Genomic DNA, 24,513 nt, shown 5'->3' on the forward strand with positions numbered 1-24,513 from the left:
TCTCTCCAGAAAGGTGGTACGAGGCCGGGCTCACAGCCGGGGCGCGATCTCTTCGGCGAAGATGCGGTGCCGTTCGGCGGCCGGGAGGTGGCAGGCCGCGTAGTGGCCGGGCGAGGCTTCGGCCAGCACCGGGAGCTCGCTCGCGGAGCGCCCGCCGGTCCGGTCGGCGTACGGGCAGCGCGGGTGGAAGGCGCAGCCGGACGGCACGTTGATCAGGCTGGGCGGGGTGCCCTTGACCGGGACGAGGCGGTCCTGGAGTTCGCGGTCCAGGCGCGGCATGGAGCCCAGCAGGCCCCAGGTGTAGGGGTGTTCGGGCGCGTCGAAGAGGGTCTCGGCGGGGCCGCGCTCGATGCACTTGCCGCCGTACATGACCAGGATGTCGTCGGCCAGTTCGGCGACCACCCCGAGGTCATGGGTGATGATGATGACGGCCGAGCCGAACTCGTCCTGGAGGTCGCGGATGAGGTCCAGGATCTGCGCCTGGACGGTGACGTCGAGGGCGGTGGTGGGCTCGTCGGCGATCAGCAGCGAGGGGTCGTTGACCAGCGCCATGGCGATCATGGCGCGCTGGCGCATGCCGCCGGAGAACTGGTGCGGGTAGTCGTCCACCCGGCGGTCGGGCTGCGGGATGCCGACCCGGTCGAGCATCTCGACCGCGCGGGCCCGGGCCTGCTTCTTGGACGCCTGGGGGTGGTGCACCCGGTACGCCTCGACGATCTGCGCGCCGACGGTGTAGTAGGGGTGCATCGCGGTCAGCGGGTCCTGGAAGATCATCGCCATCTCGCGGCCGCGCAGTTGGCGCACCCGTTCGGGGCCGGCCGCGATCAGGTCCTCGCCGTCCAGCCGGATCTCGCCGGTGATCCGGGCCCGCTTGGTGCGGTGCAGGCCCATGATGCCGAGCGAGGTGACGGACTTGCCGGAGCCGGACTCGCCGACGATGCCGAGGGTGCGGCCCTTGTGCAGGTCGAAGCTGACCCCGTCCACCGAGCGGACCAGGCCGTCGTCGGTGTCGAAGTGGATCCGCAGGTCGCGGACGGAGAGGAAGGGGTCGCCGGACGGTGCCTGGGCGGCGACCGCCTCGGTCTTCTGGAGCTCGGTCACGAGAGCCTCACCCGGGGGTCGACGAGTGCGTACAGGAGGTCGACCACGAGGTTGCAGGCGACGATGAAGAAGGCGGCGAGCAGGGTGACGCCGAGGATCTTGGGCAGGTCGTTGTCGGCGATCGCCTGGACGGCGAAGGCGCCGACGCCCTGGAGCGAGAAGACCTGCTCGGTGATGAGGGCGCCGCCGAGGAGCAGTCCGAGGTCCATGCCGAAGATGGTGATGACGGGTGTCAGCGCGGCGCGCAGTCCGTGCCGGGCGACGACCTTGCGCTCGACCAGGCCCTTGGCCCGGGCGGTGCGGATGTAGTCCTCGCTCATGGTCTCCAGCATTCCGGCGCGGGTGAGCCGGGCGTAGAGCGCGGAGTAGAGGAAGGCCAGCGAGATCCACGGGAGGATCAGGTTGCGGGCCCACATCAGCGGGTCGTCGGCGAAGTCGACGTACTGGAGGTTGTCCAGGATCGGCCACTCGTAGCTGAACAGGGTGAGCAGCACCGCGCCGGTGAAGAAGACCGGCAGCGAGACGCCGGCGAGGGAGATGCCCATGGCGATCCGGTCGAAGACCGAGCGCGGCTTGAGCGCGGAGACGACGCCGGTGGCGACGCCGGAGACCAGCCAGAGCACGGCCGCGCCGACGGCGAGCGAGAGGGTGATCGGGACGCGCTTGATCAGCTCGGGCCAGACCTCCAGGTGGTTCTTGAAGGAGTAGCCGAAGCACGGTACGTGGCAGGTGACCGGGTCCGGGCCGAACTTGTACTCGGCGCCGCTGACCAGGCCCTTGAGGAAGTTCCAGTACTGGGTGTACAGCGGCTGGTCGAACCCGAGGTTCTTCTTGACCGCGGCGATCGCCTCGGGGGAGGGGTTCTTCCCGACGTACTGCGTGGCCAGTTGGTCGGTGGTCTCGCCGGCGATGCGCGGGAGCAGGAAGAAGATCGCGAAGGTGACAGCGCTGACCACCAGCAGCAGCACGACGGCCGCGAAGATCCTGCGGATGATGTAGGCAAACACAGTTGGGCGGCTCCGGCGGCCCGCCGCCGTCCGGGGTCTTCCGGACGGCGGCGGGCGGCCGCTGCCTTCACCTGCCTTCAGGGATGTGGAGCCAGGCTCTTTACTTGGTGGTGCCGATGTTCAGGTAGTCGTACTCACCCGAGAAGCCCGAGGTGGACACCAGGTTGGTGGCGCTGTCCGGGCGGTACAGGAAGACCTTGAAGTAGGTCAGCGGGACGTAGACCGCCTGGTCCATGATCTTCTTGTCGATCTGGCCGTAGATCTTCTCGCGCGCCGACTGGTCGGTGTTGGTGATGGCGTCGTCGAGCAGCTTGTTGACCTCGGGGTCGTTGAGCTGGGCCAGGTTGCTGTTGCCGGAGGCCTTGATGGCGCGGCCGTCGGAGATCTGCTGCAGGAAGCCGTAGCCGGTCGGCCAGTCGGCGCTCCACTGCATCATCATCAGACCGATGTTGTGGTCCTGGGTGAACTGCGGGACACCGGCGGCGTCCGAGAAGTACTTGCCCTGCGCGTACTTCTGGATCTCGACGTTGATGTTGATCTTCTTCAGCGCGGCCTGGATCGCAGTCGCGGCCTGGACCTCCGGGTCGCGCTCGGTGCGGGCGGTGATCACCGTGCTGAACCCGTCGGACTTGCCGCAGGCCTTGAGGGCGTCCTTGGCCTTGGCCTCGTCACCCTTGTTGCCGTTGGTCGCCCAGGTGTTGAAGTCCTGGTGGCCCGGGACGTCCGGCGGGATCACCGTGTTGGCGATCTGGCCGCGGATCGGGCCGCCGAGCGTGGTCTGCACGGAGACCTTGTCGATCGCGTACTGGACGGCCTTGCGGCACTCCAGGTTGTCGAACGGCGCGACCTTGGTGTTGATCGCGACGTACGCCAGGCGACCGCCGTAGGCGTTGTCGGTGTTCGCCTTGAGCTTCTGGTTCTGCAGGATCTGCGCCTGGGTCTGCGGGTCGACGCCGCTGCCGACCAGGTCCACCTGGGCGTTGCCCGCGATCAGGTCCTTGTCGATGGTGGACTGCTCCATGCCCATCCGGACCACGATCTTGTCCGCGAGCTGCTTGCGGATCGGGTCGGTGCTCGGGTCCCAGTTGGTGTTCGGCACCAGGGTGAGCTGCTTGCCGTCCTCGTAGGACTCGAACTTGTAGGCACCCGAGGCGACCACGTGCTTCACGTAGCCGGCGCCGTCGTCCTTGGCCTGCGGGACCGGGACGGTCTGCGGGGAGCCGACCAGGTAGTCGAAGTCCGCGAACGGCTGCTTCAGGTGGAAGACGATGGTCTGGTCGTCCGGCGTCTCGATCGAGTTCAGGCCGCCGGTCTTGTCCTTGTACGGGCCCTGGTACGGGGTCTCGTTGTCGACCAGCAGGTCGTGGAAGTAGGTGGGGCCGTTGGAGTTCACGTCCGGCGCGAAGTTGGAGCGCTCGACGGCGTACTTGACGTCCTTCGAGCTGATCGGGGTGCCGTCGTCGAACTTCAGGCCCGCGCGCAGCTTGTACGTCCAGGTCAGGCCGTCCGCGCTGACCTTGCCCAGGCTCTCGGCGAGGTCCGGGACCAGCTTGTTGCCGTTCGAGCCGGCGCCCGGGGCGAAGGTGGTCAGCGGACGCCCGTACAGGCGCGAGAAGTTGTAGATGTAGGCGTAGTACGTGTTGCCCGGGTCGAAGGAGTCCGGGGCGCCCTTCATCTCGTAGGTGACCGTCCCGCCCTTCTTGTCCGAGGCGTTGACGATGCCCTTGGTGGCGGCGTCGGCACCGCCGCCACCGGCGCTGCTGCCGCTGGCGGAGGAGGACGAGCCGGAGCCCTTGCTGCCGGAGGTGCAGCCGGTCACGATCAGGACCGCGGCGGCTGCCGCCGCGGTCAGGGCGACGGTACGGGACCTGCGCATGGGTGAGATCAACCCCTTGAGGATGGGAAGGAGGGAGGGCCTGACGTTGCGTCAGTTGCTCTTGGGATCGAGGGCGTCACGCAGCCCGTCGCCGAGCAGGTTGAAGGCGAGCACGGTGAGGAAGATCGCCAGACCGGGGACCACCATGTACTGGGGGTCCACCTGGTAGTACTTGATCGCGTCCTGGAGGATCCCGCCCCAGGAGGCCTGCGGCGGCTGGATGCCGACGCCGAGGAAGCTGAGGCCCGCCTCGAAGAGGATGTTGGTCGGGATCAGCAGGGTCGAGTAGACCAGGATCGGACCGACCAGGTTCGGCAGCAGTTCCTTGAACAGGATGAACGGGCCGCGGGCGCCCAGGCTGCGGGCCGCGTGGACGAACTCCCGCTCGCGCAGCGACAGCGTCTGTCCGCGCACGATCCGGCCCATGTAGGGCCAGTTGAAGAAGCCGATCACGAAGATCAGCACCATGATGTGCAGCGGGAGGCCGTGCAGGCCGAACGCGCCGCCCTGCAGCGAGGTCGAGATCGCGATGGCGAAGAGCAGCAGCGGGAAGGCGAGGAAGACGTCCATGACGCGGCTGATCACGGTGTCCACCCAGCCGCCGTAGTAGCCGGCCATGACACCGAGCACGGTGCCGATCGTGTTCGACAACAGGGTCGCGCCGAAGGCGACCAGCAGGGAGACCCAGGAGCCCTCGATCACGCGGGAGAGCAGGTCGCGGCCCTGGAGCGGGTCGACGCCGAGCGGGTGGTCCCAGCTCATCCCGCCCCAGTCACCGAGCGGGATGCCGCCCAGGTTGGCGTCGAGCAGGTCCTGGTTCAGGGCGTCGGGGTCGAGGCCGAACAGGGCCTCGATGGGCTTGGCCAGTACGGCCAGCAGGATCAGCAGGATCACCACGACGCCGCCGGCGACGGCGAGTTTGTCGCGCTTGAAGCGGGTCCAGGCGATCTGGCCGAGGGAGCGGCCCTCGATCTTCTTGGCCGGGCTCGCGGGGGCGGGTGCCTCCGGTTCGTTCCCGGTGGTTGCGATGGGTGCGGTCATGGTCAGTTGGTCCCCTCGCCGACGGTGGCCGGCCCACGGGCGCCGGTCACCGGTTCGGCGGTACGGCTGCGGACGTGCGGAGGTGCTTGGAACGGGTGTTCGCGGCAGTACGTCGTGCACGGGTACTGCCCCAACGCGGGATGGGCTTCGCGTGGTTCTGGCGGTCGGCGTGCGCGTTCACCTTCGTGGGGTTCCCAGTACGCGCGGTGCGTTGCGCAGAACTCTCTGCCATCCGAACTGGCTTGCGCCAGCCCTGACAACCGACAGATGCCCAACTGTGATCTGTGCGCATGCACCTCCTCCGTCTTCGGCATATCCCTCTTCACACGGCTGTAACTGGCATGTCAAGATGATCGACGGTAACGGCCGGAAGTTCGTCCGGAAAGCACCGAAGCCGACCTGATGCAAGATCAAGTCGGCTTCTGGAAAAAGGTTTTGGTTGTCAGCGCCCCGGGTATCCGGGCCACGGCTGCTGCGGCTGCCCGGTCCAGCCCTGCGCGGGCTGCTGCGTGCCGTAGCCGTAGCCCGGCCCCTGCTGCGCGGGGTACGGCGGAGGCGGCACCGGCGGGTACGGGCCGGTCGGCGGCCGCCCCGCCTCCCGATCGAAGAACGGGCGCGCATGGGCCCGCATCCACAGCGCCACCGGGTCGTACTCGTCCGCCATCGCCACCGTGGACACCGCCAGCCCCTCCGGGGCCACCGCGATCGCCCGCTGCATCAGCGCCCGCACGGCCTCCACCGCCGGCGGTGAACTCTCGTACAGCTCCAGGCCGATCGCCAGGTACGGCTCCCCCACGGCCGGCTGCACCCAGGCCCGGCGCAGCGCCCGCACCGCGCGCACCTCACCGGCCTGCCGCTCCAGCAGCGCGAAGAACGGCTGGGCGTTCAGCTGCGGCTCGCTCAGCTTCAACGGCCCGGCCGGCAGCCGCTCCAGGCCCGCGGCGATCCGCCGCAGGTCCGCCCAGGGCACCCCGACCCCGCCGCCGGGCGCGTGCGGGTTGAGCCACAGGCCCCAGCGGGTCCGGTACAGCGAAGCGGCGATCTCCCGCCCGGAGATGACCTCGTGGGCCCGCGCCCAGCCGGACGACGCCAACTGCTCGGACGAGGTGACGGCCGGCGCGTAGCCGTGGCCGCTGATCTCCATGTTCCCGTACTGGGCGTCAGCGCTGCCCGGCGCACCGTGCCACAGCAGCATCCAGACCTGGCCGTCCGCCAGTGCGTGCAGCAGTTGCTCGTACGCCTCGTAGCGCTCCGGCGCGACCTCGCGCAGGGCGCGCTCCAGCGCGCCCGGATCCGCTCCGGGGCGCCCGGCGGGTGCCTGGCCCCAGGGCCCCGGTGCACCGCCCGCTACCGCTCCCGCACTCATGCGCCCACCTCGCCGCGCCTCTTTCCTCAAGCCTGCCGACCCGTCGGCCGTCTGCACGCACCCTATGGCGCGGCACCGGCCACCGCCACGGCGACGTGCCTCCGATACGAACCCCGCTCAACCCCGCGCGTAGAAAGGGAGTACCCGGGTGAGCAGCCACTCGACCACCGGGTCATCGGCGAGATCGAGCAGTACGAGGTGGACGCCCCCCGGCAGCGGCGCGGTTCCCAGCGCGCGGCCGAGCGCCTCGTTCACCGCGCCGGGGTCGGCCGGGGCCGTCTGGTCCAGCTGGACGCCCACGAACATCACGGTCGGCTCGCCCTCGATGCTGGCGAGTGCCCGGCGCGCGGTCAACACTCCGGGCAGAGCGGACAGTTCGGCCCGGCAGGCGGCCAGGAAGTGCTCCGGGTCCTCCCCCGGCACCGGCTCGCGCAGCGCCACCCGGCCACCGGTCGGCGCCTCCGGGCCCTCTCCCTGGTTCTGGTTCTGGTTCTGGTTCCGGCCCTGCTCCTGGTCGGCCAGGCGCTCCTCACGCGGGCCGCGCCGCAGCTCCGCCACACCCTGCGGCGGCACCGGGATGCCCACCGCCGCCTCCGGGTTGACCGCGATGCCCACGCCCAGCGGCAGCCCGCGGGCGAACTCCCAGACCGGCGCCACCGCGAAGGCCATCCCCGGCGCCTGCCGCAGGAACACCTCCTGCGAGGAGAACACCGGCACGTACGGCTCGCCGGCCAGCTCGATGGTCGGCAGGTCCAGCGCGGGCCCCCGCGGGTCGCCGCCGGCCGGCAGCGGGATCCACACCTGGCTGCGGGCCAGCACCTCGATCACCCGCGGCGTCGCACCCGGATCGCCCAGCGCGGCGGTCAGCACCTGCTCCAGCTCGTTGGCCGGCCACCCGCCGCCCGGCGGCGCCGACTCCGGCCCGCCCCACCCCTGCTGCTGCTCCACCGGGTACCCCATGCGCGCCTGATCCGCCCTCTGCCGGTCGGCCGCCCTCTGCTGCGCCGACGCGCAGCAGTCTAGGGCGCACGCCCCGGGGGCGCCGGTTCGCGGTGGCGCGGTGTGACCGGGTCCCCTCTCCCGTCGTCGGCGCGGACGTGCCATGATGTGCGCGTTCGACGGCGCGGCGCGCCGGCGGACCGACAACTCCATACCGGCCGCTCGAACCCGCGCGGGAGAGCCCGGAGTGCCCCGTCAGGCGGCACAGCCGGCGCCGAAGGAGCAACTCCTCCCCGGAATCTCTCAGGCCCCCTTACCGCACGGGTTAGGCACATCTGGAAAGTGGCGCACGGCCCTGTCGCGCGCCCACCCACGGTGCAAGCCACCATGCTGTCCTGGATGCTGGAAACAGCTGCGGGCAGGTGGGCGGTGAAGCTCTCAGGTTCGACGACAGATGGGGAGACCCACGCCGCCGCATGCCCGCGCGCAGGGTCGGCCCCCGAGCGGGTCCGGTTCCGGCGCGTGCACCCATGAGTGCCCAGACCGAGGAGTTCCAGGCCATGTCGTCCCTCCGCCTCACCGCGCTCGACGCGCTGCACCGCGCTCTCGGCGCGACCATGACCGACTTCGCCGGCTGGGACATGCCGCTGCGCTACGGCAGCGAGCGCGAGGAACACCTCGCCGTCCGCACCCGGGCCGGACTGTTCGACCTCTCCCACATGGGCGAGATCACCGTCACCGGCCAGCAGGCCGGCGAGATGCTGGACCACGCGCTGGTCGGCTTCGTCTCCGCGCTGGGCGTGCTGCGCGCCCGCTACACCATGATCTGCGCCGAGGACGGCGGCATCCTGGACGACCTGATCGTCTACCGCCTGCGCGAGGACGCCTTCCTGGTCGTCGCCAACGCCTCCAACGCCCAGCTGGTGCTGGACGAGCTGATCGCCCGCGCCAAGGGCTTCGACGCCGTCGTCACGGACGACCGCGACACCTACGCGCTGATCGCCGTCCAGGGCCCGGAGGCCACCGCGATCCTGGCCGGGACCACCGACGCCGACCTGCCCGGCCTGAAGTACTACGCGATCCTCCCGGCCCAGGTCGCCGGCCGCGACGTGCTGCTCGCCCGGACCGGCTACACCGGCGAGGACGGCTTCGAGATCTTCTGCAACCCGGGCGACGCCGAGGGGGTCTGGCAGGCGCTGACCGCCGCCGGCGAGGGCCGCGGCCTGGTCCCGTGCGGCCTGTCGTGCCGCGACACGCTGCGCCTGGAGGCCGGCATGCCGCTGTACGGGCACGAGCTCTCCACCGACCTGACCCCGTTCGACGCGGGCCTGGGCCGGGTCGTGCGCTTCGACAAGACCACCAACGAGGGCACCTTCGTCGGCCGCAAGGCGCTGGAGAAGGCCGCCGCCGAGGCCGAGGCCAACCCGCCGCGGGTGCTGGTCGGCCTGGTCTCCGAGGGCAAGCGCGTCCCGCGCGCCGAGTACACCGTGGTCTCCGCCGACGGCGCCCCGATCGGCCGGATCACCTCGGGCGCCCCGTCCCCGACCCTGGGCCGGCCGATCGCGATCGCCTACGTGGACGCGGCCCACGCCGCCCCCGGCACCGCCGTCGCGGTGGACGTGCGCGGCAAGCACGAGCCGGTCGAGGTCGTGGCGCTGCCGTTCTACAAGCGCGGCCGCTGAGGCCCCGCCCTCCCCGTAGACCCCGTAGACCCCGTGGACCCGGGCCTGCACCATGCCCGACCCGGGCTTGAGCCACGCCTGATCCACGCCTGATCCAGGTCTGACCCAGGCCTGGCCCAGGCCCGAACCACGCCTGATCCGCGTCGAAGCCGTCCGTGCGGCGGCCCGCTTCGTCGTACCCGCTTCCCATCCTGGAGAATGACGCCATGAGCAACCCCCAGCACCTGCAGTACACCAAGGAGCACGAGTGGCTGACCGCCGTCGAGGGCGGTGTCTCCACGGTCGGCATCACCGCCCACGCGGCCGACGCGCTCGGTGACATCGTCTACGTGCAGCTGCCCGAGGTCGGCGCCGACGTGACCGCGGGCGAGTCCTGTGGCGAGCTGGAGTCCACCAAGTCGGTCAGCGACCTGTTCTCCCCGGTGACCGGGAAGATCGTCGAGATCAACCAGGACGTCCTGGACGACAACAGCCTGGTCAACAGCGCCCCGTTCGAGGGTGGCTGGCTGTTCAAGGTCCAGGTGGAGTCCACCGACGAGCTGCTCAGCGCGGACGAGTACACCGCCTTCATCGGCGGCTGACCCGCTCGTGACGGGGCGGTCGCAGCGCGGCGGCCGCCCCGCCAGGCTCCCCCCCTTCTCCGCTCCCGTCTCTCTCCTCCCGGGAAGACCACACCATGACGGTTCTGAACCAGTCCCTGCACTCCCTCGACCCGGAGATCGCCGCCGCGGTCGACGCCGAGCTGCACCGCCAGCAGACCACCCTGGAGATGATCGCCTCCGAGAACTTCGCCCCGGTGGCGGTCATGGAGGCCCAGGGCTCGGTGCTCACCAACAAGTACGCCGAGGGCTACCCCGGCCGCCGCTACTACGGCGGCTGCGAGCACGTCGACGTGGTCGAGCAGATCGCGATCGACCGCATCAAGGCCCTGTTCGGCGCCGAGCACGCCAACGTCCAGCCGCACTCGGGCGCGCAGGCCAACGCCGCCGCGATGTTCGCGCTGATCAAGCCGGGCGACACCATCCTGGGCCTGGACCTGGCCCACGGCGGTCACCTGACCCACGGCATGAAGATCAACTTCTCCGGCAAGCTCTACAACGTGGCCGCGTACCACGTGGACGAGAAGACCGGCCAGGTCGACATGGCCGAGGTCGAGCGCCTGGCCAAGGAGCACCAGCCGAAGCTGATCATCGCCGGCTGGTCCGCCTACCCGCGCCAGCTGGACTTCGCCGCGTTCCGCCGGGTCGCCGACGAGGTCGGCGCGCTGCTGATGGTGGACATGGCGCACTTCGCCGGCCTGGTCGCCGCCGGCCTGCACCCCAACCCGGTGCCGTACGCGGACGTGGTCACCACCACCACCCACAAGACCCTGGGCGGCCCGCGCGGCGGTGTCATCCTGTCCAAGGCCGAGTACGCCAAGAAGATCAACTCCGCGGTGTTCCCCGGCCAGCAGGGCGGCCCGCTGGAGCACGTGATCGCCGGCAAGGCCGTCGCCTTCAAGGTCGCCGCGTCCGAGGAGTTCAAGGAGCGCCAGCAGCGCACCCTGGAGGGCGCCAAGATCCTCGCCGAGCGCCTGCTCCAGGCCGACGTCGCCGAGGCCGGCGCCTCGGTGCTGTCCGGCGGCACCGACGTGCACCTGGTCCTGGTCGACCTGCGCAACAGCCAGCTCGACGGCCAACAGGCCGAGGACCGCCTGCACGAGGTCGGCATCACGGTCAACCGCAACGCCGTCCCGAACGACCCGCGGCCGCCGATGGTCACCTCCGGCCTGCGCATCGGCACCCCCGCGCTCGCCACCCGCGGCTTCCAGGCCGAGGACTTCCGCGAGGTCGCCGACATCATCGCCGAGGCGCTCAAGCCCGCCTTCGACGAGGACGCCGCCACCGCGCTCAAGGCCCGCGTCACCGCGCTGGCCGAGAAGTACCCGCTCTACCCGAACCTCTGATCACCGCGGTGATCGTTCGGGCGGGGTGACCGGCCTCACCCCGCCACGGCACCTGGGATCCCGGGGCACCGCGCACACTGGACAGTGCGCGCGGTGCCCCGACCCGTGTCGTCCCCCGCCCGCCAGTCCTTCCACGAGACAGACAAGGACGTCCCCCGTGGCCCTCAGCGTCTTCGACCTCTTCTCCATCGGCATCGGCCCGTCGAGCTCCCACACCGTCGGCCCGATGCGTGCCGCCCGGATGTTCGCCCGGCGCCTGCGGTCCGAGGACCTGCTCGCCGAGGTGGCGAGCGTGCGCGCCGAGCTGTACGGCTCGCTGGGCGCCACCGGCCACGGCCACGGCACCCCGAAGGCCGTCCTGCTCGGCCTGGAGAACAACTCCCCCCGCACGGTCGACGTCGACCAGGCGGACAAGGACGTCGAGCGGATCACCACCGAGAAGCGGCTCAACCTCCTCGGCACCCACCCCATCGACTTCGACCCGGGCACCCAGGTGGTCCTGCACCGCCGCCGCTCGCTGCCGTACCACGCCAACGGCATGACCATCTGGGCGTACGCGGCGGACGGCTCCACGCTGCTGGAGAAGACCTACTACTCGGTCGGCGGCGGCTTCGTCGTCGACGAGGACGCCATCGGCGCGGACCGGGTCAAGCCCGACGACACCGCGCTGCGCTACCCCTTCCGCACCGGCGAGGAGCTGCTGCGGCTCACCCGGGAGACCGGGCTGTCGATCTCCGGCCTGATGCTGGAGAACGAGAAGGCCTGGCGCTCCGAGGAGGAGATCCGGACCGGGCTGCTGGAGATCTGGCAGGTCATGCAGGAGTGCGTGCGGGCCGGCATGTCCCGCGAGGGCATCCTGCCCGGTGGCCTCAAGGTCCGCCGCCGCGCCGCCGCCGCCGCCCGCGCGATGCGCGCCGAGGGCATCGGCCCGGCCAACGCGATGGAGTGGGTGACCCTCTACGCGATGGCGGTCAACGAGGAGAACGCCTCCGGCCGCCGGGTGGTCACCGCTCCGACCAACGGCGCGGCCGGGATCATCCCCGCCGTCCTGCACTACTACCTGAACTTCATCCCGGGCGCCGACGAGGACGGCATCGTCCGCTTCCTCCTCGCGGCCGGCGCCATCGGCATGCTCTTCAAGGAGAACGCCTCCATCTCCGGCGCCGAGGTCGGCTGCCAGGGCGAGGTCGGCTCCGCCTGCTCGATGGCCGCCGGCGGCCTCGCCGAGGTCCTCGGCGGCACCCCCGAACAGGTCGAGAACGCCGCCGAGATCGGCATCGAGCACAACCTCGGCCTCACCTGCGACCCGGTCGGCGGGCTCGTCCAGATCCCCTGCATCGAGCGCAACGGCATGGCCTCCGTCAAGGCCGTCACCGCCGCCCGGATGGCCCTGCGCGGCGACGGCCGGCACCACGTCTCGCTCGACAAGGCGATCAAGACGATGAAGGAGACCGGCGCCGACATGAAGATCAAGTACAAGGAGACCTCGCGCGGCGGCCTCGCCGTCAACGTCATCGAGTGCTGATCACACCCGCTGTCGCCTGAGCCCCCGGACCCGTCCGGGGGCTCTCGGCGTCCCGAGGCGTCCCGAGGCGCGTGCTCAGGCCGCGAACGGGCGGACGCGCCGGGCGTCCCGCAACGCCTCCGCCCACCAGGCGAGTTGGTCGAGCATGGCCTTGGCGGCGGCGTCGGCGGCCGGGTCGAGCGGCTTGCCGTCGACGCCGAAGCACTGGGCGGCGCCGTGGAAGCTGACCGTGTTGCGAATCGTCATGGCGTTCAACTCGGCGAGCACCACTCGCAGTTGCTCGACGGCGCGCAGACCGCCGGAGAGGCCGCCGTAGGAGACGAAGCCGACCGGCTTGCCGTGCCACTGGCTGTTGTGCCAGTCGATGGCGTTCTTCAGCGGGGCCGGGAAGCTGTGGTTGTACTCGGGCGTGACGACCACGAAGGCGTCGGCAGCCTCCAGCCGGGGCGTGACGGCAGCGAGCAACTCGGCTGCGCCCGGCTCCAGTTCACCACCGAAGGACGGGAAGGTGGTCGGCAGCGGGGTCTCGACCAGATCGATCAGGTCGGCGGTCATGTCGCCGCGCGCGCCGAGGTGGCCGAGCAGCCAGTCGGCGACGACGGGCGCGAACCGGCCGCTCCGAGTGCTGCCGACGACGACCGCGACCTTCAGGCTCTTCTCCGAAACGTCCTTGGCCATGAACATCCCCCTCCGGGACGATGTGTACAACGTATCTTCCGGATGCAACGTACACATCGGCGCGTACGCCGTCTACTCCCGATACGCCGTACACGCCGGTGGTACGGTGGGAACCCCAGCCGGAAGGAGCCCGCCGTCATGCCCGCCCAGCAGGCCCCCACCGGGGACGACGACCAGACCAAGCCCCAGGCCTCGCTCTGGGAGCGCCTCGCCCGCCCGGCCCCCGCGCCGCGCACCACCCTCACCCCGCAGCGGATCGCCGAGGCCGCGATCGCGATCGCCGACGCCGAAGGCCTCGACGCCGTCACCATGCGCCGACTCGCCACCACCCTCGGCGTCGCCCCGATGGCCGCCTACCGGTACGTCTCCGGCAAGGACGAACTCATCGACCTGATGGTCGACTTCGTCTACGGCGAACTCTCCCTGGACACTCCCTCCAGCGGCTGGCGCGACACCATGCGCACCCTGGCGCTCCACCTGCGCGCCATGAACCTGGCCCACCCGTGGGTCGTCCGCGCCGGCGCCGTCCCCCTCACCCCCAACCAGCTCGCCATCCCCGAACGCGCCTTCGCCGCCCTCGCCGACCACGGCCTGGACGCCGACACCACCATGGCGGTCTTCCGCACCGTCACCGGCTACGTCCACGGCTCCGTCGCCGCCGAGCTCGCCCTGCGCATCCTCCAGCGCGAGCACGGCTGGTCCGACGGTGACGAGACCCGCGCCGGCCTCGCCCCCCGGATGTCCTTCCTGATGGACACCGGCCGCTACCCCACCTACCAGCGCTACCTCCACGAGGCCACCCGCAAGGACGACCCCACCTGGCAGTTCGAGACCGGCCTCGACTGCGTCCTCACCGGCATCGCCACCCACCTCGACATCTGAGCGCGCCTGGACATCCGAGCGCGACCCGGCCCCCAGGTGGAGGAAATTATGTAGACCGGTCTACATTCCAGGTGTGGAATATGTAGACCGGTCTACCTCTTCAGTGCACCCCCACGCACCTCCTGCGCAGGAAGTCGGCCCCGCCGACTTCCTGCGCACCCCAACCCTCCACGAACGCACCCTATGTAGACCGGTCGATATATTTTCTCCGGCCCCGCGCGAACGCGCTATCCAGCCTCGCGCGCAGAAAGTCGGCCCGTCCGACTTCCTACTCCGAGGAGAGCACCCCCGCGATGAGCAGCCGGTACCCGTAGTCCATGTGCTCCTGGTCGAGGAGTTCGGCATGGCGGCGGTGCCAGGCGCCGGATTCGAGGTCGGCGCGCAAGCGGGCGATCGCCGGCCGCACCACTGCGAGCGGCAACTGGGCGAAGGTCGAGCCGGCCGGACGACCGGGTCGAGGTAGAACTCGGGCCGCCGCCAGTAGGCGATCTGGTAACCGTCCGTGAAATCGTGCGGGACGGGGAAGGGCAGCACCGTGTGCGCGTCCAGCGCGTCGACGACCTGGGCCAGCGGCGTGAAGCGGCTCTCCTCCAGCTCCCGGATCTCGGGCAGGTACTCCTCCAGCAGCCATAGTTGCGGACGGTGGGCCGGGTCCCAGGTGAAGACGACCTGCCGCCGGGCGACCCGCCGCAGCTCCGCGAGGCCCCGTTCGGGATCCGGCCAGTGGTGGACGGTCATGACGGCCATCGCCGCATCGAAGGAGCCGTCCGGGAAGGGCAGTCGCTCGGCTCCGGCCTTGACCTTCCGGTGCCCCGGGTGCTGGTCGAGCATGACCTGGGAGGGGTCGACGGCGGTGACGGCGGCGCCCTCGGGCTCGTAGGATCCGGCGCCCGCACCGACGTTCACCACCGACCGGGCCCTCTGGAGGGCGGCACCGATCGGGGCGTGCAGTCGGGGATCGGGCCGGCGGATGGCGCGGTAGCCGACCCCGATGCGGTCGTACGTCGCCTGCGGTCGTACGTCGCCTGCGGTCGGCCGTCCGTGGTCTCCTCCACGCGGTCAAGCCCACCAAGCGGGGCGCCCGGCGGCAAGCGGTTCGGCGCAAGAGCGGGTGAAGCACGGCGTGTCGGCCCGCCGACCGCCGACCGCCGAACGGCATCGGCGATCGGCGATCGGAGGACGGCGCCGGAGGGCGGCATCGGAGGACCGGGCGGCCGGTCGCGAGGCACCGCCGACCAGCGGCACCCGCGCAGGAAGTCGGCCCGTCCGACTTCCTGCGCGTGGGGCCACCCGCAGGTCAGCGACGGCGGGCACCCATGGGCACGGTGAGGACGGCGAGGCCCGCGGCGAGGATGGCGAGGCCGCACCAGGAGGCGGCGGGGAGGCGTTCGCCGAGGACGGCGACGCCGAGGAGGGCGGCGACGGCGGGTTCGGCGAGGGTGAGGGTGGTGGCGGTCTGGGCGGAGGTGCGGCGCAGCCCGTGGCCGAAGAGGCGGTAGGCGAGGAAGGTGGTGATCACCGCGAGGTGGAGCACCACCGCCGCGCCGCGCGGCGAGGCGAGCCACCGCAGGTCGCCGAGGAACAGCACCGGCAGGACGAGCAGCGCGGCCGCGCCGAACATCGCCCCCATCACCCCGGCGGACGGGTGCCCGCGCGAGATGAGCCTCCCGCCGACGAGCGAGTACACGGCGTACGAGAGGCCGGAGAGCGCGGCCAGCGCCACCCCCACGGCGTCCACCGCCGCGCCGTCGCCGGTGAGTTCGGGGCCCAGCACCAGGACGGCGCAGCCGACGACCGCCGTCACCGTGGCACCGGCCCACCGGCCGCTCGGCCGCCCCTGCCGGGTGAGCCAGCCGAGCAGGCCGGCGAAGACGGGGGCACTGCCCAGTGCGATCACGGTGGCCACCGCCACCCCGGCGCGGGTCACCGCCGGGTAGAAGGTGACCGGGTAGCCGACCACCGCGACGGCGCCGACGGCGAGTTGCCACCGCTCCCGGCGGCCACAGGCCCGGGGCAGCGCGCGGGCGCTGCGGGTGGAGAGGAAGAGGAGGAGTCCGCCGAGGACCAGCGCGGCGGCGCCGATGCCCGCCGAAGGGGCGCCGTCGGGTGCGAGGGAGCTGGCCGTCCCGGTGGTGCCCCACAGCAGTGCGGCGACCAGGATCGGGACCGGCCCGCCGAGCGGACTGGTGCGGCGGGCGGTGGGGGTGGTGGTGGGCCGGGTGGGCGCGGGCGTGGAGGTGCGGTTCGGCACAGTCGTGAACTTCCGTCGTCGAAGACCGTCAGGGGAGTTGGTTTCGCACCGGGCGCACACGGCGGCCCCCTGGCGACCGAAGGGGGCCGCAGCAGGGAGCGCGGGGCTCGAGCCACCGGCGTGTGCGCCCGATCAGGCGCTGAGCGGTGGCAGTACGACGTGCCAGTACAGGTCCACGGGCCTGATGCTACCCGGCAGTTCCGGCGTGGTGGGGTGCACGGAGGAATTGGCGGCCGGGCGACGAAGCACCGGAGGCCCGACGGCAAGGATGGTGAATATTCACAGGCAACAGCGTGAACCTATGCAAAATCCAAAGGTGAACTAGGTTACAAACCTTTCAATCCAAGTCACCTGGTTTGCCCACATGCTGAGATCCGTGCGATAGTCGAAGCAGCCCAACGGCGGGCGGCACAGCACGCCGGCCTGGGCGTGGAGACTTCGGCTGGCCCGACCTGGCACGGCCGACGCCCATCGCGCGGCACGCACCCCCTTGGCCGGCGCGATGACTTGCAGGGGCCCCCATCCGCCGGACCACGGCGACTTCGGGGGCCCTGCGCGTTTTCCCGGGAAGACCCGGAAGACCCGGACAGCCGGAAAAGACCCGGACGGCCCGGAAGGCCGAGAAAGACCCGGGAAAGCCCGAAACGGTCAGTGCCGCTCGCGGACCTTCAGCTCGAACCAGACGCCCTTGCCGCGCGGCAGCAGGTCGGCGCCCCAGCGGTCGGCCAGGTCGTCGATGACCCGCAGGCCCCGCCCCCGCTCGGTCACCGGCTTCGGCTCGGCGAGGATCATGCAGGGCAGCGCCCGGGAGGAGTCGCGGACCTCGACGCGGAGCCAGCCCGGCTTGCGGATCACCTGGAGTCCGATGGTGCGTCCGGCGGCGTGCCGGACGGCGTTGGAGACCAGCTCGCTGGTGAGTAACTCACCGGCCTCCAGGTGCTGGTGGAGGTCCCAGGACTCCAGGACCGACAGCACCAGTCGGCGGGCCACCGGGCCGGTCTCCGGCCGGGACGGCAGTCGCACCTCGTTCGGCACGGACTGATCGCTCAGCCTGCCGCAATACATCTCCTCCAGTTCCTCCGAGCTGAGCCGCTCCAGCGCCGCCAGCGCGCCCTGGACATCGATCCACGACGCCTCGGCGACCAATCCGGCCCCGGGAACTGATGACTGATCTGTTTCGCCCCAACCCGCCATGCGGTCCATCATTGCGGAACGCAAGCGGCCGCGTACGGACAATGAGCAAACGATCTCCTCCGAGTCGGCATATGCCGCGTGCAAGGAGACCCCGCGGAGAGTGCCAGGCGGGGGCCTGGAGGGGCCCGGAAGGGGTCGGGAGAGGGTGGGGAGAGGGTGGGGAGAGGGTGGGGAGCAGGCAACCCGGGGCGCGTCCGCCGTCAATCCCGGGTTGCCACGGAACCGCCCCGACCAGGGCGGCTACCGGTCGGCCTACCAGGCGCTCCAGGGCACGTTCCAGCCACTCAGGCCGTTCGCCGGGTCGAGGGTCTCCTTCTTGGTGGAGTTCTTCACGACCACCACGTCGCCGACGAGCGAGCCGGCGTAGAACTTGCCCATCGAGGTGGATTCGCCGCCGCCCTCGACGTCCTTGAGGGCGACGCAGCCGTGGCTGACGTTGTCCTCACCGATGAGCTTGCTCCAGTAATTGCCGTGCAGGTAGGTGCCGCTGTCGGTGAGCCGCATCGAGTGCGGCACCTGGAGGTCGTACGGGGAGCCGCTCATGCCGGGGAGGGTGCTGGACTGCATCCGCACCACGCCCTCCTTGGACATGACGACCATCGTGCCGTTCCAGGTCGGGTGTTCGGGCGAGCCGGAGGTGATGTCGATGTCCGACGGTTTGCCGTCGAGTTCGACGGTCATCCTGTGCGCGGCGGCGTCAACCGTCGAAATCTGAGATCGCCCGATCGTGAAGGGCTCGTCCCGGTCGGTGCCGTACACCCCAGGGGCGATCTCGACGCTCTTGAGGCGGTAGTGCACGGTCACCTTGGTGCCGGACTTCCAGTACTGCTCGGGGCGGAAGTCCAGCCGGCGGTTGCCGAACCAGTGGCCCTTGACCACGGTGCCGTTGTCGGTCTCGAAGGTGATGCCCTTCGCGACGACGTCCTTGTTCTTGACGTCCTTGCTGAAGTTCACCGAGACGATCATGCCGACGCCGTACGTCGCGTTGTTGTCCACGTTGTCGGCGGCCTTGGCGAGGGCCGTCGGCGTCAGCGTGGAGAAGTTGCTGTCCGCGCTGGCGACCACGCCGTTGGCGTCCGCGGCCATCGCGCTGACCTGGTAGGTGCTGCCCACGGCGAGGCCGGCCGACGGGGTCCAGCTGGAGCCGTCGGCGGCGATGGTGCCGGGCACCTCCGCGCCGGTCTTGTCACTGACCTTGACGGTGGTGAGCTTGCCGCCGGTCGCGCCGACCTTGAGCGCGTCGGGCGCGACGTCCACCGTGCCGGGCTTGGGCTCGATGTTCACCACGGCCTGCGACACCTTCGGCGCCGCGCTGCTCGCCGCCGCGGCGCCCGGGGAGGCCGTTCCGGCGGCCGCTCCGGCCCCCAGGTCCGCCTTGGCCGCACTCCCGCCCCCGCTACCGCTCCCGCCACTCCCGCCGCCGCACGCGGCCGTCAGCGCCATCGCGCCGCCCACCAGACCGACGGCCACCACTCTGCGTATCGACCTCAACGTCGATCCCTCTCCCTCAGAAACCCCACGAACCGAACCCCACGAACCGAAACCCGCAGACCGAAACCCCACGACCCGGAACCCCACGACCCGGAACCCCGCACAGAACCCCGCGCACACGACGGGCTCGACCACTACACGCGCCGGCCTCCGGAAAGGTTGCGCCATTCGGGGCCCGGTGCGCTCCGAGAACGCGAACGGCCCGACCCCAACGGGTGAGGATCGGGCCGCTCGTCCGCACCGCGCCGACGAACCGGGACTATCCGGTCAGTCGGCGGGCAGGATCTACCAGTTCGCCCAGGCGATGTTCCAGCCGCCCAGCCCGTTGGAGGGCGCGACGGTCTTCTCCTTGCTGTTCACGACCTTGACCACGTCGCCGATCATCGAGTCGTTGAAGAACTTGCCCGCGACGGAGGTGTCGCTGCCGCCCTTCTCGTCCACCATCGCGACGCAGCCGTGGCTGGCGTTGGTCCTGCCGAACGGATTGGTCGCGTTGGACCAGTAGTTGCCGTGCACGAAGGTGCCGGAGGTGGTCAGCCGCATCGCGTGCGGCACGTCCTGGATGTCGTACTCGCCGCCGAGGCCGACGGTCTGCGAGTTCATCCGGGTGACCTTCTCCTTGGACATGATCACCATCGTCCCGCTCCAGGACGGCGTCGCCTCCGCGCCCATGGTGACCGGCACGGTGGTGCTCTTGCCGCCCCGCTCGATCGTCATCTGGTGCGCCTTGGCGTCGGCGGTGGCGATCTGGGAGCGGCCGATGGTGAACGGCTCGTCCTTGTCCACGTCGCCGTAGACGCCCGGGGCGACCTCGACGCTCTTCAGCCGGTACTTGATGGTGACCTTGGTGTCCGGCTTCCAGTACTCGGCCGGGCGGAAGTCCAGCCGGTTGTCGCCGAACCAGTGGCCCTTCACCTCGGTGCCGTTGTTCGTCTCGAAGGTGATGCCCTTGAGGACGGCGTCCTTGTTCTTGACGGTCTTGCTGAAGTTCACCGAGACGATCATGCCGACGCCGTAGGTGGCGCCGTCGCTGATGTTGTCGTTGGTGGAGACCTTCTTGTCCGGCGTCAGCGTGGTGAACGTCGTGGTGGACGCGGTCACCAGGCCGTCGGCGTCCTTGGCCTGCGCGTTCACCTTGTACGCCATGCCAACGGTGAGCGCGGCGGCGGGCTTCCAGCCGATGCCGTCCGGAGTGATCGCCCCGTCGACCGGCTTGCCGTTCTTGTCGGTCACCTCGACCGTGGTGAGCTTGCCGTTCGAGACGGACACCTGCAACGCGTTGCTCGGTGCGACGTCCTGGGCGCCGTCCTTCGGCTCGACGGCCAGCACCGCGGCGGAGGCCTTCGGCTCTCCCGGCGCGCCCGCCGGGGCCGCCGTCCCGCCCGCACCCGCCGTCGCCGCGGGCGCCGCGTTGTCGCCCCCGCCGCCCGTTCCGCCCTTGTCGTCGCCGCAGGCCGCGGTGAGCAGCAGCACCCCGCCCATGACCAACGCCATCGCACCCCTGCGCCCGTAACGGCTGGTGGTACGTATCGCGGCGTCGGCCGTCTTCCCCGTCTTCACGGTTTCTCCCCTCCCGGTATTCACTCTCTCGACGCGTTGAGTGCCCCCATGAGTTGCACCGGACGCCGATCTTTCGCGCCGGACCAGGGCGCACGCCGGAGCAGGATAGCCGGGCCGTCTGAGCGGGTCCCGGGGGGAGGTGGGTGGATCGGGGGTGAATCGGCGGTGAAGATCGACTACTGCGCGACGGGGCTGGAGGCGGGCCCGGCCGTGGGCCCGGCAACCGGCCCGGCAACCGGCCCGAGGGCGCTGCCCGCCACCCACTGCTCCCACGGCATGTTCCAGCCGTTGAGGCCGTTCTGTGGCGGCACGAAGTCCCCCGCGGAGGCCTTCGCCTCCAGCACGTCGCCCGGGATGGTGTGCTCGAACAGCCAGCCCGCCGGGGAGTCCTTGCTCGCTCCGCCCTTGGCGTCGGCCAGGCCGATGCAGCCGTGGCTGGTGTTGGCGGCGCCGAACACCCCGGGGTCCGCCCAGTAGTTGCCGTGCACGAAGGTGCCGGAGTTGGTCAGCCGCATCGCGTGCGGCACGTCCTTGATGTCGTACTCGTCGCCCATCCCGACGGTCTGCGAGTTCATCCGGGTCACCTTGTACTTCTCCGACACCACCATGACGCCCCGGTAGGTGGAGTGGTCACGGCTGCCGCCGGACACCTTGAGCACCCGCACCACCTTGCCGCCCTGCCCGGCCCGGACGGTCAGGGTGTGCGCGTCCAGGTCGACGGTGGAGACCTGGGCCCGGCCGACGGTGAAGTGCAGGTCCTTGGTCTGGGTCCCGAACTCGCCCGGCGCGCCCTGCACGTCCTTCAGCCGCAGCGCCACCGTCACCTTGGTGCCCGCCGCCCAGTACTGCTGCGGGCGGACGTCCAGCCGCTGGTTGCCGAACCAGTGCGCGGCCACCGGGACGGGCGGGTCGGCGCTCACCTGGACGGCCTTCTCCACCGCCGCCCGGTCCGTGATCGGCCGGCTGAAGCGCAACGACACCGGCATGCCGACACCGACGGTGGAGCCGTCCTCCGGGGTGAAGAAGGCGACGAAGGTGTGCGCCCGGGCCATCGTGGAGAACGCCGAGTGCTGGGCCGCCCGTTGGCCCTGGTCGTCCTCGGCGACGGCGTCCAGGGTGTACGCGGTGCCCAGCGGCAGCGGGCCGTCGGGCGTCCAGGCGGCGCCGTCCGGGGCGATCGTGCCGGGGACCTCGGTGCCCTTGGTGTCGGCCAGCCGGACGGTGACCAGCCGGCCCTGCGCCGCCGTCACCCGGACCGGGCCCTCCGGCGGCACGTCCTGGGCGCCGTCGGCGGGCAGCGCCGTGACGACCGCCCGGGACGGCGGCGGGGGCGGGGTGTGCGCCCCGGGCCCGGCGGCGTCCTGCGCGGGGGCCGCCGGGGAGCCGCCGCACCCCGTCAGGACGGCGAGGCCCCAGGCCACCGCCGCCGCCCGCCGCGCCCACACCCGTCCTCGGCGCCGCATTCCGGGGCCTCCCACTGTCCACGTCCGGTACCGGGAAGGTCCGGTACCGGGAGCCTCCGCCACCGGGGACGCCCGATGCCAGGAACGTCCGGTGGCGGGAACGCCCGATACCGGGAACAACGAGGGCAATCGCGGCGGGGACACGCGCAGCCGCGCGAAATCCCCCCATCCATCGGCCGCCATCCGCCGGTAAGCCCCCGTTCAGCCGCTTCCGATCTGCGCAATCCGGGAAAGAGGAAGTGAACGGGGTCCGGGACACCCCGTCCAGGGAGGGTGCGGCCATGGCGTCAGGGCAGGAGCTGGAAGCCGGAGTGCGGCCGCCCGGCGGGGACACCGCCGAGCCACCGTGGCCCGGCAGCTGGCAGCCGCTCGGCGCCCGCTTCCGGACCGACCAACAGGGCCGCCAGGGAACCAACTTCGCGCTCTGGGCGGCCGGCGCCGAGGCGGTCGACCTCTGCCTGTTCGACGAGGACGGCCGGGAGGCCCGGCACCGCCTCACCGAGCAGGACTTCCAGACCTGGCACGGCTTCCTGCCCGGCGTCCGCCCCGGCAGCCGGTACGGCTTCCGCGTGCACGGCCGGTGGGACCCGTGGACCGGCGCCCGCTGGAACCCGGCGAAGCTGCTGCTCGACCCGTACGCCCGTGCCGTGGACGGCTGTTACACCAGCCACGACGCGGCCTGCGCCGCCGTCCGCAACTGGCCGGAGGCGGACGTCGCCGACACCGTCCGGGACAACCGCGACTCCGCCCGCTACGTGCCCAGATCCGTGGTCGTCCACGATGACGACGACTGGTACGACGACCACCGCCCGAAGACCCCGTGGGCCGAGACGGTGCTCTACGAACTGCACGTGCGCGGCTTCACCATGCGCCACCCCGACATCCCGCCGGAGCTCCGCGGCACCTACGCGGGCCTGGCCCACCCGGCCGCCGTCGCCCACCTGACCCGCCTCGGCGTGACCGCCGTCGAGCTGCTGCCGGTGCACCAGTACGCCAGCGAGGACCACCTCCAGTCGCGCGGCCTGGTCAACTACTGGGGCTACAACACGATCGGCTACTTCGCCCCGCACGCCGGCTACTCGGCGGCCGGCTCGCGCGGTGGCCAGGTCGGCGAGTTCAAGCGGATGGTCCGCGCCCTGCACGCCGCCGGGATCGAGGTGATCCTCGACGTGGTGTTCAACCACACCGCGGAGGGCGCCGAACTCGGCCCGATGCTCTCGCTGCGCGGCATCGACAACACCGCCTACTACCGCCCGGCCCCGCACCGCCCGCGCGGCTACGCCGACTTCACCGGCTGCGGCAACACCCTGGACACCCGCCGCCCGCAGGTGGTCCGGCTGGTCACCGACTCGCTGCGGTACTGGGTCACCGAGATGGGCGTGGACGGCTTCCGCTTCGACCTCGCCGCCGCCCTCGCCCGCGGCACCGACGGGGTCGACATGGACCACCCCTTCCTCGCCGCCGTCTCCCAGGACCCGCTGCTCAGCCGGGTGAAGCTGATCGCCGAGCCCTGGGACGTCGGCCCGGGCGGCTACCAGGTCGGCGGCTTCCCCCCGCTGTGGGCCGAGTGGAACGACAAGTACCGGGACACCGTGCGGGACTTCTGGCGCGGTGCCCGCCCGGACGTGCGCGAGCTGGGCTACCGGCTGTCCGGCTCCTCCGACCTCTACCAGCGCGGCGGCCGCCGCCCGTACGCCTCCGTCAACTACGTGACCGCGCACGACGGTTTCACGCTGCGCGACCTGGTCAGCTACGACCGCAAGCACAACGAGGCCAACGGCGAGGCCAACCGGGACGGCACCGACGACAACCGGTCCTGGAACCACGGCGTCGAGGGCGAGACCACCGACCCGGAGGTGAACGCCCTGCGGCTGCGCCAACTGCGCAACCTGCTGGCCACGCTGCTGCTCTCCACCGGCGTCCCCATGCTCACCGCCGGGGACGAGCTGGGCCGCACCCAGGGCGGCAACAACAACGCCTACTGCCAGGACAACGAGCTCGGCTGGCTGGACTGGTCGCTCCTGGCGGATCCCCGCTGGCGCGGGCTGTGCGAGCTGACCGCCCGGCTGATCCGGCTGCGCCGGGCCCACCCGGTGCTGCGGCAGCGGGCGTTCTTCTCCGGCCGGGCCGCCGCTCCGGGCGGCCAGCCGGACCTCGCCTGGTTCACGCCGCTGGGCAAGGAGATGACCGAGGCCGACTGGTTCGCCCCGACCGCCTGCCTGGGCATGCTGCTGTCCGGCACCGCGATGTCCGAACGGGACGAGGCCGGGCGGCCGACGCTGGACGACAGCTTCCTGCTGCTGCTCAACGCCGGTCACGAACCGGTGCTGTTCACCCTCCCCGGCGAGCCCTGGGCCGCGCCGGAGGAGGCGTACGAGACGGTGGTCGACACCGCCGTCGAGGGCGGCGGCGAGCCCTGTCCGCAGGGCGCGACGCTGCTGGCCGGGCGCTCGCTGCGGCTGCTGCGCGCGCCCGCCGCCACGGCCTGAGCGGCATCGGCCGCGCGTGCGGC

General features: G+C 71.3%; 18 protein-coding genes, 1 pseudogene and 1 riboswitch. Of the genes and pseudogenes, 6 read left to right on the forward strand and 13 right to left on the reverse strand.

All coding sequences use genetic code 11. The features are described from left to right. Positions 1 to 30: 30 nt before the first annotated feature. The 6 genes from ACIP37_RS16590 to ACIP37_RS16615 form a co-directional block, all read right to left on the reverse strand. Positions 31 to 1,101 (reverse strand): ABC transporter ATP-binding protein, encoded by a 1,071-nt coding sequence (locus tag ACIP37_RS16590; RefSeq protein WP_363582098.1) that lies wholly within the window; start codon positions 1,099 to 1,101, stop codon positions 31 to 33. Continuing rightward, complete coding sequence (locus ACIP37_RS16595) at positions 1,098 to 2,108, reverse strand: ABC transporter permease (protein ID WP_350884652.1); 1,011 nt, start codon at positions 2,106 to 2,108, stop codon at positions 1,098 to 1,100. Before ACIP37_RS16595 ends, ACIP37_RS16590 begins: the two co-directional genes overlap by 4 nt. Positions 2,109 to 2,208: 100 nt before the next feature. Then, positions 2,209 to 3,984, reverse strand: coding sequence for an ABC transporter substrate-binding protein (locus ACIP37_RS16600; RefSeq protein ID WP_363582094.1), 1,776 nt, complete (start codon positions 3,982 to 3,984; stop codon positions 2,209 to 2,211). Positions 3,985 to 4,035: 51 nt separating this feature from the next. Then, complete coding sequence (locus ACIP37_RS16605; RefSeq protein WP_363582092.1) at positions 4,036 to 5,025, reverse strand: ABC transporter permease; 990 nt, start codon at positions 5,023 to 5,025, stop codon at positions 4,036 to 4,038. 442 nt (positions 5,026 to 5,467) lie between these two features. Then, on the reverse strand, positions 5,468 to 6,391 hold the full coding sequence (locus ACIP37_RS16610; RefSeq protein WP_363582090.1) for an enhanced serine sensitivity protein SseB C-terminal domain-containing protein: 924 nt from the start codon (positions 6,389 to 6,391) through the stop codon (positions 5,468 to 5,470). A gap of 117 nt (positions 6,392 to 6,508) precedes the next feature. Beyond that, entirely contained in the window at positions 6,509 to 7,351 is an 843-nt protein-coding gene (locus ACIP37_RS16615) for an enhanced serine sensitivity protein SseB C-terminal domain-containing protein (RefSeq protein WP_400806306.1), read from the reverse strand. Between the two features lie 202 nt (positions 7,352 to 7,553). Next, a riboswitch (glycine riboswitch) is annotated at positions 7,554 to 7,659 on the forward strand. A 201-nt stretch (positions 7,660 to 7,860) separates the two neighbouring features. On the opposite strand from ACIP37_RS16615, the gene gcvT reads away from it, so the two are divergent. The 4 genes from gcvT to ACIP37_RS16635 all read left to right on the forward strand — a co-directional run bounded on the left by gcvT (position 7,861) and on the right by ACIP37_RS16635 (position 12,482). Further along, positions 7,861 to 9,012 (forward strand): glycine cleavage system aminomethyltransferase GcvT, encoded by a 1,152-nt coding sequence (gene gcvT, locus ACIP37_RS16620; protein WP_400806309.1) that lies wholly within the window; start codon positions 7,861 to 7,863, stop codon positions 9,010 to 9,012. A gap of 206 nt (positions 9,013 to 9,218) precedes the next feature. Then, positions 9,219 to 9,593 (forward strand): glycine cleavage system protein GcvH, encoded by a 375-nt coding sequence (gcvH, locus tag ACIP37_RS16625; protein ID WP_350884663.1) that lies wholly within the window; start codon positions 9,219 to 9,221, stop codon positions 9,591 to 9,593. A 95-nt stretch (positions 9,594 to 9,688) separates the two neighbouring features. Further along, a complete protein-coding gene (glyA, locus tag ACIP37_RS16630) occupies positions 9,689 to 10,957 on the forward strand; it encodes a serine hydroxymethyltransferase (RefSeq protein ID WP_363582085.1) in 1,269 nt (422 codons plus the stop codon). 157 nt (positions 10,958 to 11,114) lie between these two features. Beyond that, on the forward strand, positions 11,115 to 12,482 hold the full coding sequence (locus tag ACIP37_RS16635) for an L-serine ammonia-lyase (RefSeq protein ID WP_363582083.1): 1,368 nt from the start codon (positions 11,115 to 11,117) through the stop codon (positions 12,480 to 12,482). 75 nt (positions 12,483 to 12,557) lie between these two features. Here ACIP37_RS16635 and ACIP37_RS16640 read toward each other — a convergent pair whose 3' ends face one another. After that, positions 12,558 to 13,160, reverse strand: a complete 603-nt coding sequence (locus tag ACIP37_RS16640; protein WP_363582081.1) for an NAD(P)H-dependent oxidoreductase — start codon at positions 13,158 to 13,160, stop codon at positions 12,558 to 12,560. A gap of 138 nt (positions 13,161 to 13,298) precedes the next feature. On the opposite strand from ACIP37_RS16640, the gene ACIP37_RS16645 reads away from it, so the two are divergent. Next, positions 13,299 to 14,042, forward strand: coding sequence for a TetR/AcrR family transcriptional regulator C-terminal domain-containing protein (locus tag ACIP37_RS16645; RefSeq protein ID WP_363582079.1), 744 nt, complete (start codon positions 13,299 to 13,301; stop codon positions 14,040 to 14,042). 268 nt (positions 14,043 to 14,310) lie between these two features. Here the strand turns inward: ACIP37_RS16645 and ACIP37_RS16650 are convergent. The 6 genes and pseudogenes from ACIP37_RS16650 to ACIP37_RS16675 form a co-directional block, all read right to left on the reverse strand. Continuing rightward, positions 14,311 to 15,014: pseudogene (locus ACIP37_RS16650) on the reverse strand (class I SAM-dependent methyltransferase). Between the two features lie 325 nt (positions 15,015 to 15,339). Beyond that, on the reverse strand, positions 15,340 to 16,293 hold the full coding sequence (locus ACIP37_RS16655; protein WP_363628727.1) for an EamA family transporter: 954 nt from the start codon (positions 16,291 to 16,293) through the stop codon (positions 15,340 to 15,342). Positions 16,294 to 16,941: 648 nt separating this feature from the next. Further along, entirely contained in the window at positions 16,942 to 17,439 is a 498-nt protein-coding gene (locus ACIP37_RS16660; protein WP_244293363.1) for an ATP-binding protein, read from the reverse strand. A 300-nt stretch (positions 17,440 to 17,739) separates the two neighbouring features. Then, positions 17,740 to 18,978 (reverse strand): Ig-like domain-containing protein, encoded by a 1,239-nt coding sequence (locus ACIP37_RS16665; protein WP_363582075.1) that lies wholly within the window; start codon positions 18,976 to 18,978, stop codon positions 17,740 to 17,742. Positions 18,979 to 19,263: 285 nt separating this feature from the next. Further along, the gene (locus ACIP37_RS16670; protein WP_400844039.1) at positions 19,264 to 20,538 is read right to left on the reverse strand and encodes an Ig-like domain-containing protein; all 1,275 of its coding nucleotides are present in this window, start codon (positions 20,536 to 20,538) and stop codon (positions 19,264 to 19,266) included. A gap of 176 nt (positions 20,539 to 20,714) precedes the next feature. After that, complete coding sequence (locus ACIP37_RS16675) at positions 20,715 to 22,001, reverse strand: Ig-like domain-containing protein (RefSeq protein ID WP_400806318.1); 1,287 nt, start codon at positions 21,999 to 22,001, stop codon at positions 20,715 to 20,717. Between the two features lie 281 nt (positions 22,002 to 22,282). On the opposite strand from ACIP37_RS16675, the gene glgX reads away from it, so the two are divergent. Then, complete coding sequence (gene glgX, locus ACIP37_RS16680) at positions 22,283 to 24,490, forward strand: glycogen debranching protein GlgX (RefSeq protein WP_400806321.1); 2,208 nt, start codon at positions 22,283 to 22,285, stop codon at positions 24,488 to 24,490. Positions 24,491 to 24,513: the final 23 nt, after the last annotated feature.

The sequence above is a fragment of the Kitasatospora sp. NPDC088861 genome (assembly GCF_044750105.1).
Lineage (GTDB): Bacteria > Actinomycetota > Actinomycetes > Streptomycetales > Streptomycetaceae > Kitasatospora.

Coding starts and splice junctions, on each gene's coding strand:
- ACIP37_RS16600 (WP_363582094.1), bottom strand. CDS start 3,984: ATGCGCAGGTCCCGTACCGTCGCCCTGACCGCGGCGGCAGCCGCCGCG.
- ACIP37_RS16605 (WP_363582092.1), bottom strand. CDS start 5,025: ATGACCGCACCCATCGCAACCACCGGGAACGAACCGGAGGCACCCGCC.
- ACIP37_RS16610 (WP_363582090.1), bottom strand. CDS start 6,391: ATGAGTGCGGGAGCGGTAGCGGGCGGTGCACCGGGGCCCTGGGGCCAG.
- ACIP37_RS16615 (WP_400806306.1), bottom strand. CDS start 7,351: ATGGGGTACCCGGTGGAGCAGCAGCAGGGGTGGGGCGGGCCGGAGTCG.
- gcvT (WP_400806309.1), top strand. CDS start 7,861: ATGAGTGCCCAGACCGAGGAGTTCCAGGCCATGTCGTCCCTCCGCCTC.
- gcvH (WP_350884663.1), top strand. CDS start 9,219: ATGAGCAACCCCCAGCACCTGCAGTACACCAAGGAGCACGAGTGGCTG.
- glyA (WP_363582085.1), top strand. CDS start 9,689: ATGACGGTTCTGAACCAGTCCCTGCACTCCCTCGACCCGGAGATCGCC.
- ACIP37_RS16640 (WP_363582081.1), bottom strand. CDS start 13,160: ATGGCCAAGGACGTTTCGGAGAAGAGCCTGAAGGTCGCGGTCGTCGTC.
- ACIP37_RS16645 (WP_363582079.1), top strand. CDS start 13,299: ATGCCCGCCCAGCAGGCCCCCACCGGGGACGACGACCAGACCAAGCCC.
- ACIP37_RS16675 (WP_400806318.1), bottom strand. CDS start 22,001: ATGCGGCGCCGAGGACGGGTGTGGGCGCGGCGGGCGGCGGCGGTGGCC.
- glgX (WP_400806321.1), top strand. CDS start 22,283: ATGGCGTCAGGGCAGGAGCTGGAAGCCGGAGTGCGGCCGCCCGGCGGG.